At 37.0% G+C, this 12,270-nt stretch carries 13 protein-coding genes; 6 read left to right on the top strand and 7 right to left on the bottom strand.

Going from position 1 to position 12,270, the window contains the following annotated elements; all coding sequences use genetic code 11:
* Position 1 precedes the first annotated feature (1 nt).
* On the bottom strand, positions 2-850 hold the full coding sequence (locus tag CH377_RS15445) for a hypothetical protein (protein ID WP_100724660.1): 849 nt from the start codon (positions 848-850) through the stop codon (positions 2-4).
* Between the two features lie 74 nt (positions 851-924).
* Between CH377_RS15445 and CH377_RS15440 the strand changes: the two genes are divergently transcribed.
* From CH377_RS15440 to CH377_RS15430, 3 genes are read left to right on the top strand one after another with little or no spacing between them, the layout of a single operon-like run.
* Positions 925-1,416 (top strand): NYN domain-containing protein, encoded by a 492-nt coding sequence (locus CH377_RS15440; protein WP_207797647.1) that lies wholly within the window; start codon positions 925-927, stop codon positions 1,414-1,416.
* A gap of 4 nt (positions 1,417-1,420) precedes the next feature.
* On the top strand, positions 1,421-2,920 hold the full coding sequence (locus CH377_RS15435) for an MBOAT family O-acyltransferase (RefSeq protein ID WP_100724658.1): 1,500 nt from the start codon (positions 1,421-1,423) through the stop codon (positions 2,918-2,920).
* Positions 2,921-2,933: 13 nt separating this feature from the next.
* Positions 2,934-4,028 (top strand): DUF1574 domain-containing protein, encoded by a 1,095-nt coding sequence (locus CH377_RS15430; RefSeq protein ID WP_100724750.1) that lies wholly within the window; start codon positions 2,934-2,936, stop codon positions 4,026-4,028.
* On the opposite strand, the gene CH377_RS15425 is transcribed toward CH377_RS15430, so the two are convergent.
* The 3 genes from CH377_RS15425 to CH377_RS15415 form a co-directional block, all read right to left on the bottom strand.
* Positions 4,016-4,744: an SIR2 family NAD-dependent protein deacylase gene (locus tag CH377_RS15425; RefSeq protein ID WP_100724657.1), complete on the bottom strand. Its 729-nt coding sequence runs from the start codon at positions 4,742-4,744 to the stop codon at positions 4,016-4,018. The genes CH377_RS15430 and CH377_RS15425 overlap by 13 nt on opposite strands.
* Before the next feature lies 1 nt (position 4,745).
* Complete coding sequence (locus CH377_RS15420; RefSeq protein ID WP_100724656.1) at positions 4,746-5,288, bottom strand: DJ-1 family glyoxalase III; 543 nt, start codon at positions 5,286-5,288, stop codon at positions 4,746-4,748.
* A gap of 139 nt (positions 5,289-5,427) precedes the next feature.
* A complete protein-coding gene (locus CH377_RS15415) occupies positions 5,428-6,588 on the bottom strand; it encodes a glycosyltransferase family 2 protein (protein WP_100724655.1) in 1,161 nt (386 codons plus the stop codon).
* Between the two features lie 324 nt (positions 6,589-6,912).
* On the opposite strand from CH377_RS15415, the gene CH377_RS15410 reads away from it, so the two are divergent.
* The 3 genes from CH377_RS15410 (at position 6,913) to CH377_RS15400 (ending at position 9,239) form a co-directional block, all read left to right on the top strand.
* Positions 6,913-7,401 (top strand): DoxX family protein, encoded by a 489-nt coding sequence (locus tag CH377_RS15410; protein ID WP_100724654.1) that lies wholly within the window; start codon positions 6,913-6,915, stop codon positions 7,399-7,401.
* Between the two features lie 57 nt (positions 7,402-7,458).
* Positions 7,459-8,307, top strand: coding sequence for a pectate lyase (locus tag CH377_RS15405; RefSeq protein ID WP_100724749.1), 849 nt, complete (start codon positions 7,459-7,461; stop codon positions 8,305-8,307).
* 269 nt (positions 8,308-8,576) lie between these two features.
* A complete protein-coding gene (locus tag CH377_RS15400) occupies positions 8,577-9,239 on the top strand; it encodes a hypothetical protein (protein WP_165780497.1) in 663 nt (220 codons plus the stop codon).
* 89 nt (positions 9,240-9,328) lie between these two features.
* On the opposite strand, the gene CH377_RS15395 is transcribed toward CH377_RS15400, so the two are convergent.
* The 3 genes from CH377_RS15395 to CH377_RS15385 form a co-directional block, all read right to left on the bottom strand.
* Positions 9,329-9,610, bottom strand: a complete 282-nt coding sequence (locus tag CH377_RS15395; protein ID WP_100724652.1) for a hypothetical protein — start codon at positions 9,608-9,610, stop codon at positions 9,329-9,331.
* Between the two features lie 123 nt (positions 9,611-9,733).
* Positions 9,734-11,281, bottom strand: coding sequence for a methyl-accepting chemotaxis protein (locus tag CH377_RS15390; RefSeq protein ID WP_100724651.1), 1,548 nt, complete (start codon positions 11,279-11,281; stop codon positions 9,734-9,736).
* A gap of 112 nt (positions 11,282-11,393) precedes the next feature.
* Positions 11,394-11,990, bottom strand: a complete 597-nt coding sequence (locus CH377_RS15385) for an SCO family protein (RefSeq protein ID WP_100724650.1) — start codon at positions 11,988-11,990, stop codon at positions 11,394-11,396.
* Positions 11,991-12,270: the final 280 nt, after the last annotated feature.

Raw genomic sequence — 12,270 nt, 5'->3', positions numbered from 1 at the left:
CTTAAGTTTCCGGGATCGAGGGGTGAGAAGGAATATCCTCTTTCGGTTCAGTGATCCTTTCTAGAGGAAGTTTTTTCACATGTTCCGCCATCTCTTTCAGAATGTTTGCGGTGATATCTTTCATGATATCGCCGATCACTTCAGTTTCCAAAACTTCAGCGATCATTCTTCCTATATCTTCTCCTAATTTATGGGAGATCTGTGACATGAAAGGTATCTTGGATAATTCTTCTAATAAAAACTTAGATTGTAAGGATTCATTTACCTTGGAGTTGAGCTGGTCATTATGTTTGGAGATAGCCTCTTTTGCAAGTTGGCTATAATCTAGTCGGAGCATTACTTCTTCTACTCTTTCCAAAGAATGTAGAAATACTGCATCCGCAATTGTATCTACGATCACATCCCTGAATCTGAATGTGATCTCACGAGTTAAAACCTCGCTTACATTCTGGCCGGAAGTTCCGAATCTATAAAATGCAATTGCAAGTTTGACCCCTCTTAAAAGTAAGAACGGCCTAAGGAAATAAAGAGGAACTATACCTATTAGTTCGTACCAATTTGTCCTAAGATATTTTTTGATGTCTTTTTTTTGTCGGACTTTGATCCAAACTTCGATTCCCCACAAAAAAATAACGAATAGATCGAATGCAAGAACGTAGGCTGGAATGTCCTTATGAATGAATTCTTTGTATGAGTTTACGAATAATAGAAAGAATACGTCGATTGCTGCTAGGCTTAAAAGAAAATAATCTCTTGCACTACCTGGTAAAACACTTCTCCAATATTTTACAGTTCGTATGAAGTTCCGGATTTTAGAGGATTTTAACGGTTGGGAATTTGCTTCCGCCATGTGTCATTGTCCGATTCGGTTCGGTGTTTACAAGTTTTTCCAAAACATACATTCTGGTCACTAGTTTTAAAGGGATGCATTTAGTCGTAGACGGTTTCAACCTGATTTACAAAATTCCTGAATTGGAAGAGTATATGTATTCCAATCGTTTGAGGGATGCCAGAGTAGGCCTCTTGAGAATTTTGGAATCTTATTCTTCAAAGCTGAAAAGTTCTAAGGTCCATGTTTTCTTCGATGGTAAAAAAGAAAAAGGGAACGAAACCAAAGAAGATTCGTACGGAAAAATACGCGTTTATTTCAGCCAAGACAGAAAGGCGGACGATCTGATCAAGGAATATATCAAATTCGCTCCCAGGCCTGCGGATCTGTTTGTTGTAACTTCCGATCAGGAAATTTTGGCTTTTGCAAAAAGGCTAGGAACAAAACCTATACTATCCGAAGAGTTCGTAAAAAAAATAGAAAGCGCCTTAGCGGAAAAACCAACTCGGGAAGAAAAGGACTCGGGCGCAAAACTCTCTCCGGGAGAGATTCTCTACTGGAAGGAACTATTCAAGAAGGGAAAGTAAAAGAGTGCTCTACAATTCGATCTTATTTTTCGTTTTTTTCTCAATCGTTTATTCTATCTATTGGCTTCTTCCCGAAAAAAGAAGATCCGATTTTTTACACATTTCAAGTGGGATCTTCTATATAGTAGCTTCTTCCACTATTTTAAGCGGGATTTACTTCTTTTTTCATTTCTTAATCATAGTTTTATTCAATTATTTCGCTTATTTTAAGATTAGAACTTCCGCAAAGCCTAAGGCTTGGATGATCTTTGCCGTTCTATTGAACGCGATCAATTTAGGTTTTTTCAAGTATTTCTATTTTATAAATAGAATACTTTTTGATCTTACTAAATACCCTTTCTTTGACGAGGTTCCTAGAATACTACAGATCTCTCTTCCTTTAGCGGTCAGTTTTTATAGTTTTCAGATGATCGCCGCGGCAGTAGATGCTTATAGAAAGCCGGATGGGGAGCTCATAAGCCTGAAACAATATCTTGGTTTTGTAATATTCTTCCCCGTATTGATCGTGGGACCAATTCTAAGAACAAAGGATTATTTTGTAAATATAGGACATTTGAGTCCGAATAAAGATAAGATTATCCGTGCTTCTTATCTAATGATCTCAGGTTTGATCAAAAAAATACTGATCGCGGATCCTGTGGCAGGAGTGATTGCTCCTGTTTTTGGAAGTCCAGGTCAGTATGATAATCTTTCGCTTGTATTAGCCGCATTTGGGTATGCGATCCAAGTATATTGCGATTTTTCAGGGCTTACCGATATGGCAAGAGCAGTTGGGCTATATTTCGGATTTGAACTTCCTGAAAACTTCAATGCACCTTTGTTTTCTCCTTCAGGCAGAGAGTTATGGCAGAGATGGCATATGAGTCTTTCTTTCTGGCTTAGAGATTATATTTATTTCCCTTTGGGTGGAAGTAAAAAGGGAGAATGGCGTACTTATTTAAATTTAATCATCACGATGACTGTCGGTGGTGTTTGGCATGGAGCGGATTATACGTTTATCGCCTGGGGATTCTATTGGGGAGTTATACTCGCATTCGAAAGATTTTTAGTCGGTAAGTTCGGTTGGAATGATGAAGATTCAAAAAGTAAAATTCTGAACTTTTTACGGATACAATTCGTATTTTGTTTATTCTCCTTCAGTGCGATCTTGTTTAGAGCAAACTCGGCAACGAAAATGCTCCAACATGTTGTTGGAATAGCGACTAATACACAAAATTATCTTTCTACATCGTTACAATCTTTGGGTTTTGGCTGGATAGAAAATTCAATCTCTTTAGTAACCGGGCCCTCTCCTTTTATTTTAGAATCCATGAAGAATATTGAAAAAATCGGATATTCTTACTTAGGATTTATAGTATTCCATTGGATACAATCCAGAAAGGATCTGTTATTACAGTGGGGAAGAGGGAAAGATTGGCTGGTTGTTGCTTGCGGAGTAGTTACAGTATTCGCAATTGCCTTATTATCGGAGGATTCCGGAGCCTGCATCTATTGTCAGTTCTAGATCAAAAATGAATATGAAAAAAAATACATTTTTACTTCTTCCTTTATTTGTTCTTTTGATCTCTTTGGGATTGGATCGTCTGTTCACCTTAGAGTTTTTTCAATATTATTATTCAAATACATTATCTCATCTTAATTTTATCAGCAAAGAAGATCTATACTCGGATTTGAAAGAATATCTGAAGAAGGACCCAGCCTCTCGAAAAAAAATATTAGTTTTTTTCGGGAATTCAAGAGCACTTTTACTTCCTACTAGAGAATTAGAAAAAAGGCATCCGGACTGGATGCTTTATAATTTTTCAGTTCCAGGCGGTTCTCCTGATTATTTCTTATATTGGATAGAAAGATTTAAATCGGACGGCACAAGGCCGGATTTTGTACTTTTAGACCAATCATTAGAAATATATAATAAAACTCCTGTTCTTGCTTTGGACGAGGTTTTAATTCACGGACTTTCCTCCGAATTCATATTAAGACATTGGACTAAATATTCCAGGGAAGAATTGTCCGTTTTTATCTCTAAACATTTGTTTCATACGTATAGAGACAGACCTAAGTTATGGAGAATTTCGGAAAGAATGCAGAATTCTTCCGCGTTGGCAAAGGTATATAAGGCTGCGGTCCAAGAAATACTTACCGCTTTAAAAGAGGAAAAGGGAAGTACTCCGAGGGAATTAGTTAACCAAAAACATACGGATGAACAACTTGTCCAAGCTTCCGAGACAGATTTTTCTTCTTACTTAAAACCTTATACATTTCATACGAATATGTTTGAAATGCAAAAAGATTCCATTCGTATATTGAAAGAATATAATGTTCCTTATGCTACTATTTGGGTGAAAGTTGCGCGTCCTTATTTTAATCTATACATGAATAGAAAGGTAGAAACTTCGGAAGGACTTAAAACTCCAATGGAAGTTTGGAAACCTATTGTGGAAAAGTTTAACCAAGAAACTGGAACAGCTTTCTGGAATATGAACGAAGATCCTAATTGTAATTGTGAAGAATTTGCTGACCCAGGTCACATGTCCCCGAATTGTTTCCCTGTGTTCGGAGATTATATCTTTAAAAAGTTGGAAGAAACTTATCCTAAAACTCAGACAAAATAAGGAATGAGTTCCGGGAGAATTTCTCCCGCTTTTCCTTGTAAGAAAAGATCTGAGTATCTGCTATAACCGCTTGGGTCAATATTGATCTCTATAACGAATGCTCCGTTCTCTTTTGCAATCCTGGCAAGTTCCACTGGAATTCCCACAGCTCCGGAAGAGCCGATCACAAAAACGATCTCAGATTTTTCCGCTAGCGAGACTGCCTGATTTAAAAGATCAGTGTTGTAAGATTCTCCGAACCATAAAACATCTGGTCTTACCAAACTTTTACAGTTTGGACATTCAGTAGAATTTTTAAGTTTAGAAGGATCCGAATCATAAGTCCTACTACAATGAGTGCATCTATTCTTAAAAATATTTCCATGTATCTCTATAATCTTTTCAGAACCTGATTTTTTGTGGAGGCCATCCACATTTTGAGTGATTAAATGAAAATCGGTTCTTTTCTTTTCTAATTCCGCCAACGCAAAATGTGCAGGATTTGGAGACTTGTTAGAGATCAGTTCTATTCTCCAGAGATACCATTCCCAAACTAGTTTAGGATCTCGTTGAAATGCTTGAGGAGTTGCAAGTTCTTCTGCTCTGTATTCTTTCCAAAGGCCTTCCTTTCCTCTGAATGTAGGAACTCCACTTTCCGCAGAAATTCCAGCACCGGTAAGAGCTAAGATATTTTTGGAATTTTTGAATTTCTCAATTAATACTGTGGATAGTTGCATTTTAAGAAGGAAGAAAGAGATTTTTTTCTACTTCTTTTCTTTTTTCAATTCCGGAAAGAAGTTCTACAATTTTTAAAGAAAATTCGAATGCGGAGCCTGGACCTATACTAGTTAAAATTTTGTCTGAAAGTTCCAATCGGTTTCCTGTGTATTTTTCATCGGTCGGAACACTTCCGGGAAACGCGGTGAATTTTTGATTTTGAAGAATATTATGAGATAGAAGAACATTCGGTGCCGCGCAGATGGCGCCAATCCATCGATCTTCTTTTTTAAATTTTTCTAATATTTTTGAAACTAAGGGACTAATATTTAGATTTTTGGTACCCTGGTTTCCGCCAGGTAAAACGATCATATCGAAAGAAGAGGGATCGATTTCTGACAAAAGAGAATCTGAGACTAATTTGACGCCTCTGGAAGCTGTAACTGAATTTGTAGAAATTCCTGCAGAAACTACTTCTATCCCGGCTCTTCGAAGCACATCCACTATAATGACTGCTTCCATTTCTTCCATTCCGTCCGCAAAAGGAACCAGCACCTTGGGCATATTTTTCTCCGAAAATAAACGTTCGGAAGGCTTTAGACCTTCTAATTGTCGCCTGCATGATAGCAGGCTTTTAGAATTTAGGAATTTTCGGAAAAGAAATCAATTAAAACTTAGGAAAGAAAATGGATCCGCCCGGTTTTTAGCTCTTTAGTTCCGGCTTTATTGACCATGTAAGATTCGAATTCAGCAAATAGTTCGAAGCCATCGCTGTCAAAATGGAAAAAATATCCGCACTGAATTTTAAGGTAAGTTCAGAGGCTCCGTTCCATTGTTTGAAAATAGAATAATAGATAAAATGGAATACCGACATTTGTACTAAAATTCCCACCATACTCACTAAATGGAATAATAGAAATCCAAAGGTCAAATTTTTTCCGGAATACCTTCTTTCATAAAACGTAAAGTAGTTATTTAAGAAGAAGTTAGATAGAATTGAAAGTTCTATCCCAAAAAATACCGAAAGCGAAAAAGGATCCAAAAAGGAGATCCCGGTTTGAATGTCCGGAAATTTACTTAATTCAGCGATTAAAAATCCGACTAAATTAACAAGTACTCCACTTGCTCCCACTAATGAATAGAGTAGGAAGGTAGGAGAGATCCATTTGCCGAAACGAATATCCAAGATTGCCAAAAAGAAACTTTTGATCACAGAATTATTTAGTTTTGTTTCCCCATACATTCTAGTTTGGAAAGTATAAGGGATTTCTTCTATTTTAAGATTTTCTTTACTTCTTCCCAAAAATTCCAAAAGGATCTTAAACCCTCTTGGGTTGATTGAGTTTTTAGTTTCTGAATATACGGAACGTTTTATACCGAAATATCCGCTCATTGGATCTGAAACAGGAAGGCCCAAAAGACCTTTCGCTAAAAAATTAGCAAATCTACTAATACCGATTCTTGCTAATGACCATTTTCCTGTAGATCCACCTTTGGCATATCTGGTGCCGAGGCAAAGATCTACATCTCTTTCATAGAATGAACGGATCATCTCCGGAAGGATTTTTTCATCGTGTTGTAGGTCTGAATCCATCACCACGAAAACTTCTCCTTCTGCAGCACCCATACCTGTTAAAACCGCTGAAGATAAACCCTTGCCGCTTAATCTGCGGATAACTTTGAGTTGTGGGATCTTTTCCTGAAGATGTTCCGCAATTTCCCAGGTATGATCTGGACTATCATCATCTACCACGATGATCTCATGACGATAATCGGATAATGATCTAGTAATCCTATCTGCCGCAATAGGTAGGTTTTTGCTTTCGTTGTATGTAGGAAGTATAACGGAAACGGATGGTCGCATAGGACCAAATTTCTATCTGGAAGTTTGGAATTCAATATTTTAAGTAATTAATTGATTACTTACTAGTGAAAATAATTTTCCAGACCGAAGTATTGTTAGGTTTTAAAAATAGAAAGCGGTCTATTCGTATTTTGTAATACGGTCTAGAAAATTCACTACGACTTGTAGTGAATGATCGAGGAGTTTAACCCTCTAAGTTTATCGTTCGTTCAGAGGTTATCGTATTCTTTCTACTTTTCTTATCTTTTGATCTTCTAACTGTAAAACAGTTTATAAAGCAACTATGGTTAGACTTAGACCATTGCTAAAACCAAAGGAAAAACTATGTATTTGAGTAATTTAGTGAATCATTTCTTTCGAATAGAAGAGGGTGGTAGATATAATAGTATCATTCGGATTCTTGTGGGGGGAGTTTTTGTCTGGGAAGGAATTATTAAATTCCTATATATTAATCAAGGCGTTGGTAGATTTACTAAGTTAGGATTTTTGCATGCTGAAATGACTGCATCTTTTATCGGAGGTTTAGAAATTCTGGGCGGGACCATGCTAATACTCGGAATTTTGACAAAGCCATTGAGTTTCGTATTTATTATACAAATGCTTGTTGCAATGTATTTAACGAAATTGCCTCTATTATTCGGATCTTCTCCATTATTACCACCTCAGGCTCCGCCGATTTTTGGAATCTGGGCGGTATTACATGAAATTCGATCTGAGTATTCACAGTTACTTGGATGTTTATTTCTATATTTATCTGGGCCAGGCCGCTTTTCCTTAGATATGATTTTGAAGAAGAGAACGTTAACAGCTTGACTTTTGATACCCAAAGGGATTTGATCTCGGGTCGAAAATAATTAGATGGGTGACAAGATGGCTTCCACCTTAAGAATGTTAGGCTTTGCAAGTTTTTTATATTTAGGTGTTTTTGATTTTGGAGTTAGAAGTGTTTTGGAACAAGTTTTAAATACTTCTGCCCAAACTATAAATCAATTAGAGGCAAGTTCTTGTAATCCTAGTGGAACTTATGAATTTTTTCCTGGAACAGGTTATTATCCCAGTGGATCAAGTGAAGTTTATCCATGGCAAACACCTGCAGGAGTTTCTTTCGAAGGTTTTGAAACCTATGCGGACGGAATCGTGATAGAGACTAGTTCTAATAAACCTCTGCAATCCCATCTCGAAGTTACTTCAGGGACTTTGACATCTAAACATCTTTCCAATGGGGTCTATAAAAGAGCGAAAACCGAAGATTATAATTTTAGAATGCTGATCCAAGGTTTGAATGATGGCTTACGAGTGAAGTGGACTGATCAGGCATTGGAGGCTCGGTTCTATATAGATTCATGGCAGGTTTCCTCGGATAGTTGGCAGGGAATCCATCTATTTACAAGATATAGAACTGAGAATGACCTGTATGTGGCGTCTCTTAGAAGCGATGGAACAGTTTATTTTAAGAAAAAACTCTGCGGGACTTATACGACCTTGGCGACCGGAACTCTTAAGGATCAGGCAGGAAATCCAAAACCTTTCAATACAAAACAATGGTATAAACTGACCTTGGTTGCGATTGGAAATCATATCGATTTTTATGTGGATAACGTTCTGCAACTATCTATCACGGATGGAACTTTTAGTTGGGGAACTTCTGGGATTCGGACAGATTACGCGAATGTATATATGGACGATTTGATCTTACACGATGATCTAAGCGATTTTTGAAGGCTAAGAAGAAGGTTTTAGCCGAGAAGGTTCTGGATTTTGTAGTCACTTCGACAGATTAGGTTATTTTGGGAGAATTCCCCCTTTGGCAGTTATATTCCCAACTTCCGATAATAGGTATTATGTCTCATTAGATTTTGGCCCTTAGTAATTCCTAAATGCAAAGGTTTTGATGAATCCAGTATCCCTGCTTTCTGAAAGTAAATATAGATATAATTTATTTACTCTTCTTGACTGAATCAATTTAGGCCTATCTATAATGGCTGATTATGAAAACTTTTACAAATTCTATTTCGATCATTGGATTACTAACGTGTATAAGTTTCAATTGTCTATACTATCATACTCTTGATCCGGTTCTTTCTCGGAATAACGTGGAACCTTCTTCCTGTCTGAGCGTTGTCGCCTTTAAAACTTTGATCAATGGACTTCCTCCTGATATTAATACAGAACAATCTGCTGATGGCAAACGAACGAATATCAAGGTTACAGAAGATAAATATAACGGCCAATCTCACCCGGTTTTGGATGTAATGGCAAAAGAGGTTTTTAACGAGTCTGGGATCCTTTCATCTAATGATAAACAAGGCACGGAAGTCCAAAAAGGAGTATTTATTCAAATCAATAATAAGATTAATTATTCAGCTCTGGGTTATGCGGGAAGACTTCTTTCCACAATGACCTTGGGGATCTTGCCTAGTAGATTAACCGCGCTTGAAAGTTTCGACGTTTCTGCTTTTGAGGACCAGAAATTGTTATTTAGGAAAACTTATCTGCACGAGGTCAGATCTTGGCTTTGGCTACCTTTAGTTTTCTTCTTTTGGGCCGGAGAAGATCAAAAAGAAGGACAATATTATTATAAGGATGTGATCAAAGACGTAATTTCGAATATTATCGCAAAGAGAAAAGAGCTAAAAAAATGTATTAAATAAGGTTTCTTTCTTGAATACTTGGGACATAATCCTGCCTTTTCCGAGTTCTATACTAATATAGTTGAGAAAAGCCAGGATCTGAGAAAGGATTAATACCCTTGCCAAAGAGAAATGGTTACGATTGTTTTTCCGTTATCAGATTTGTTCTCACACTGGCATTTGATTTGAGCAGATTGGCTATAATAACCTTGTCCGAGTGAAAATCCTGGGGCCGGTTTACAACTTTTATAAAGCCCACCTTCAACCAAACGGTTGCAAGCAGCTTGGATAGCCGCTTCGATATCCCCGCTTTGGGAACTGATAGTACCTGGAATTGCTAAAAAGACCGCAACGGCAAATGCGGAAGCAGATATAAATAGAAACTTTTTCATAGTAAGGTCCGGAAACAAATAGGAACTTTTCTTTTGGAAAGAAAATATTTCAAACGAAAAATTTCCTATACTAGAAAATTCTTTGTAACTTGGGAAAGAAATTTCAAGCCTTGGTTTTAGAATTTAGGCTTTGAATTCTTGGACCTGTTTTTGCAAAGAATCGCTCAATTCTTCACATTTTCTGGCTTGCTCTGCTGCTTCTACTGCTTGTGCCGCAATTACTGCGTTTGAATTTTGGATCCGATCTAAAAAGTTTCGGATCTCTTCTAAGCTTGCCTTTTCTGCTTCCGTAGCCTCATGAACATCTTCAGAAATTTTTCCCGCATTGAAGAGTGCTCCTGCCACAGTGACTCTGATATCAGTTTGTTTTTCCAAAAGAGAAAAGAATGAATCCAGGCTTTCTTTGATAGAATCCACATCTCCCAAGATTAAAGAAATAGTTTTTGTGCCGGATTGAACGATATCCGTATTCTTAGTCATTTCTTCTTTTCCGTCTCGGATCAGTTTGAAAATTTCCTTTATGGTGACCGCAGTTTGGTCCGCTAATTTTGAGATCTCGTCTGCGACCACTGCGAATCCTCTTCCGTGGTCTCCGGCTCTTGCTGCTTCAATGGATGCATTTAATGCTAGAAGGTTTACTTTATCCGCAATATCAGTGATCGTTCCTAATTTTGCAGTAGTGCTGGAGGAACTGGATTCGATTCTTTTGATAGATTTTTCGATTGCGATTAAGCTATCTTCCGATTCTCTCGCATGTTTCCATGCAGTTTCGAATAATAATTTGGTGGAAACAAGTCCTGCTTCCATATCCTGAAAGCTGACCTCTAAATTTTGAAAAGAATTTTCTAAAGTTCCTGTTGCTTCTAATTGTTTTTTTGTGGAATCGGATACGTCTGAGATCGCGTTAGCGATTTGATTCATACTTACATTAATTTCTTCTAAACTATTTGCTTGGTCGGATGTTCTGTCTGCTACGGTTGTGGAGCTCTCGACTAAACCTTCTAGAATACCATTTACGGATTCAGATTTTTCCCTGACTTCTCCTTGGATAGAAACATTGTATTTTCGGACTTCTTCCAGTTCTGCTAGGTTGATTGCCTGATTGAAGAATTCTTTTTTAAATGTTGTGGAGAAGTATATTAATATCCCGGTTTCGAAAATTACAAAAATTGCATGTAATAGGACGATGTCCCATCCGTTTCCATAGTTAAAGATGATGATCGGTGTTTCGGAAATTTTGTATCCGATACTTTGGCAGAAGGACAACAATCCGTGGTGAATCGCGATATATAATGCTCCAGGAAGGAGCGTTTTCCAATCCCGGTAGTAGAGAAGAAATGCCAATGCAACGAATACATGAAAATGCATCTCTATTCTTCCGAATTGGGATTGGATCAGTATTCCGGACCAAGCCATGATGAGTACTGCATTTAAAATTCTTAGAATATATTGACCTCTTAAGAAGAAAAAGCCAATGCTTGCAAGTATCAGCACGGTTATGGAAGAATTTAAGACAAATTTCCAGGTCCCGTATTCTAAAGATAATAAGAGTGAGAAAGGAATGTGGGCTATAAGAAGAATGTAGAAAAAAAGGTCTACTTTCTTGGTTTCTTCTTTAAATTTTAGTCTGGCTATTTCTTCGATACTTTGTTTATGCTGAGGCGGATTCATATATTTTCCCCGAAAGGGTTTTTATTTTTAGGTCCGATTTTCGGACTCTATTTCTTTTGGATCGGATCTTTCGAGCGATCTTGTTTTTTGATTTTCGTATATTATGAATCGCTTAAATATTTAGCGGCTTTCGTTCTTTTTTATCGCTTATGAATTTTATAAGTTCTTTTGGATTTTGATCCCAATGTTTATCAAATTCGAAAATTAATCCTTTGATCCTTCCTTCAGAATTGACCCAAAGAACCGAATCTGGATGATCTATATCTCCACTTTTATCGGAGGAAAACGCCATGATCCCGAAAAGCCTGGCAAGTTCGAACGCCCTTCCTCTCGACTCCAGTCGAATAAACTTAGTTTCAATTTTTAGATCCGAAAAATATTTTTCAAAACTTTCTTCCGTATCTTTTTCCGGATCTAAGCTAACGAATACCAATCTTAGATCTTTCTGCTTTGAGATTAGATTTTTCAATTTTTTCAAACTGCCATGACATACTGTCTTGCAGTTTAGGTATCCAAAATAGACCAGATTCTCTTTCCCGCTTAGAGTATTACGGATATCTTCCTTTTTATTTCCTTCTTCACTGATCAGAAACTCAGGAAGACTTCTATCCGCTTCCATCATTCCAGATGAAGAACTAGGTAAAAAATAGAATAACGGAAATATTACCGTTAATCCGCCTAGTGCAAGTTTCCAGATTTCCGTTTGCATTTTGTCAAAGAGGTATTTAAAAATCCTCTAATATAACCAAAGACGTATGACTTTCTTTTTATTCAAAAAATTTCCTGAAATATGGCCTTGTTAATTAAAGGAAATTTATTTATGAATATGTTAAGTTTAAGTTATTTCTTGGGAAAAACTTATTTAGACTTCGGGCCGGTTTGTTGGAATTCCAACAGCACGACAAAATTCCGAATATCAGAATTCTTACTAAGAGTTGTATCTTAGATCATTAGCTTTGATTAGAATGTCAGGAAATTTGAAGAAGAGA

Origin of the sequence: Leptospira haakeii (genome assembly GCF_002812045.1) — a bacterium.
In the GTDB taxonomy this organism is placed as follows: Bacteria; Spirochaetota; Leptospiria; order Leptospirales; family Leptospiraceae; genus Leptospira_B; species Leptospira_B haakeii.
This window is presented reverse-complemented; position numbering and strand designations above follow the sequence as displayed.

Excerpts from the sequence above, each read along its gene's own strand:
- CH377_RS15445 (WP_100724660.1), bottom strand. The coding sequence starts at position 850 with ATGGCGGAAGCAAATTCCCAACCGTTAAAATCCTCTAAAATCCGGAAC.
- CH377_RS15440 (WP_207797647.1), top strand. The coding sequence starts at position 925 with ATGCATTTAGTCGTAGACGGTTTCAACCTGATTTACAAAATTCCTGAA.
- CH377_RS15430 (WP_100724750.1), top strand. The coding sequence starts at position 2,934 with ATGAAAAAAAATACATTTTTACTTCTTCCTTTATTTGTTCTTTTGATC.
- CH377_RS15425 (WP_100724657.1), bottom strand. The coding sequence starts at position 4,744 with ATGCAACTATCCACAGTATTAATTGAGAAATTCAAAAATTCCAAAAAT.
- CH377_RS15420 (WP_100724656.1), bottom strand. The coding sequence starts at position 5,288 with ATGCCCAAGGTGCTGGTTCCTTTTGCGGACGGAATGGAAGAAATGGAA.
- CH377_RS15415 (WP_100724655.1), bottom strand. The coding sequence starts at position 6,588 with ATGCGACCATCCGTTTCCGTTATACTTCCTACATACAACGAAAGCAAA.
- CH377_RS15410 (WP_100724654.1), top strand. The coding sequence starts at position 6,913 with ATGTATTTGAGTAATTTAGTGAATCATTTCTTTCGAATAGAAGAGGGT.
- CH377_RS15405 (WP_100724749.1), top strand. The coding sequence starts at position 7,459 with ATGGCTTCCACCTTAAGAATGTTAGGCTTTGCAAGTTTTTTATATTTA.
- CH377_RS15400 (WP_165780497.1), top strand. The coding sequence starts at position 8,577 with ATGAAAACTTTTACAAATTCTATTTCGATCATTGGATTACTAACGTGT.
- CH377_RS15395 (WP_100724652.1), bottom strand. The coding sequence starts at position 9,610 with ATGAAAAAGTTTCTATTTATATCTGCTTCCGCATTTGCCGTTGCGGTC.
- CH377_RS15390 (WP_100724651.1), bottom strand. The coding sequence starts at position 11,281 with ATGAATCCGCCTCAGCATAAACAAAGTATCGAAGAAATAGCCAGACTA.
- CH377_RS15385 (WP_100724650.1), bottom strand. The coding sequence starts at position 11,990 with ATGCAAACGGAAATCTGGAAACTTGCACTAGGCGGATTAACGGTAATA.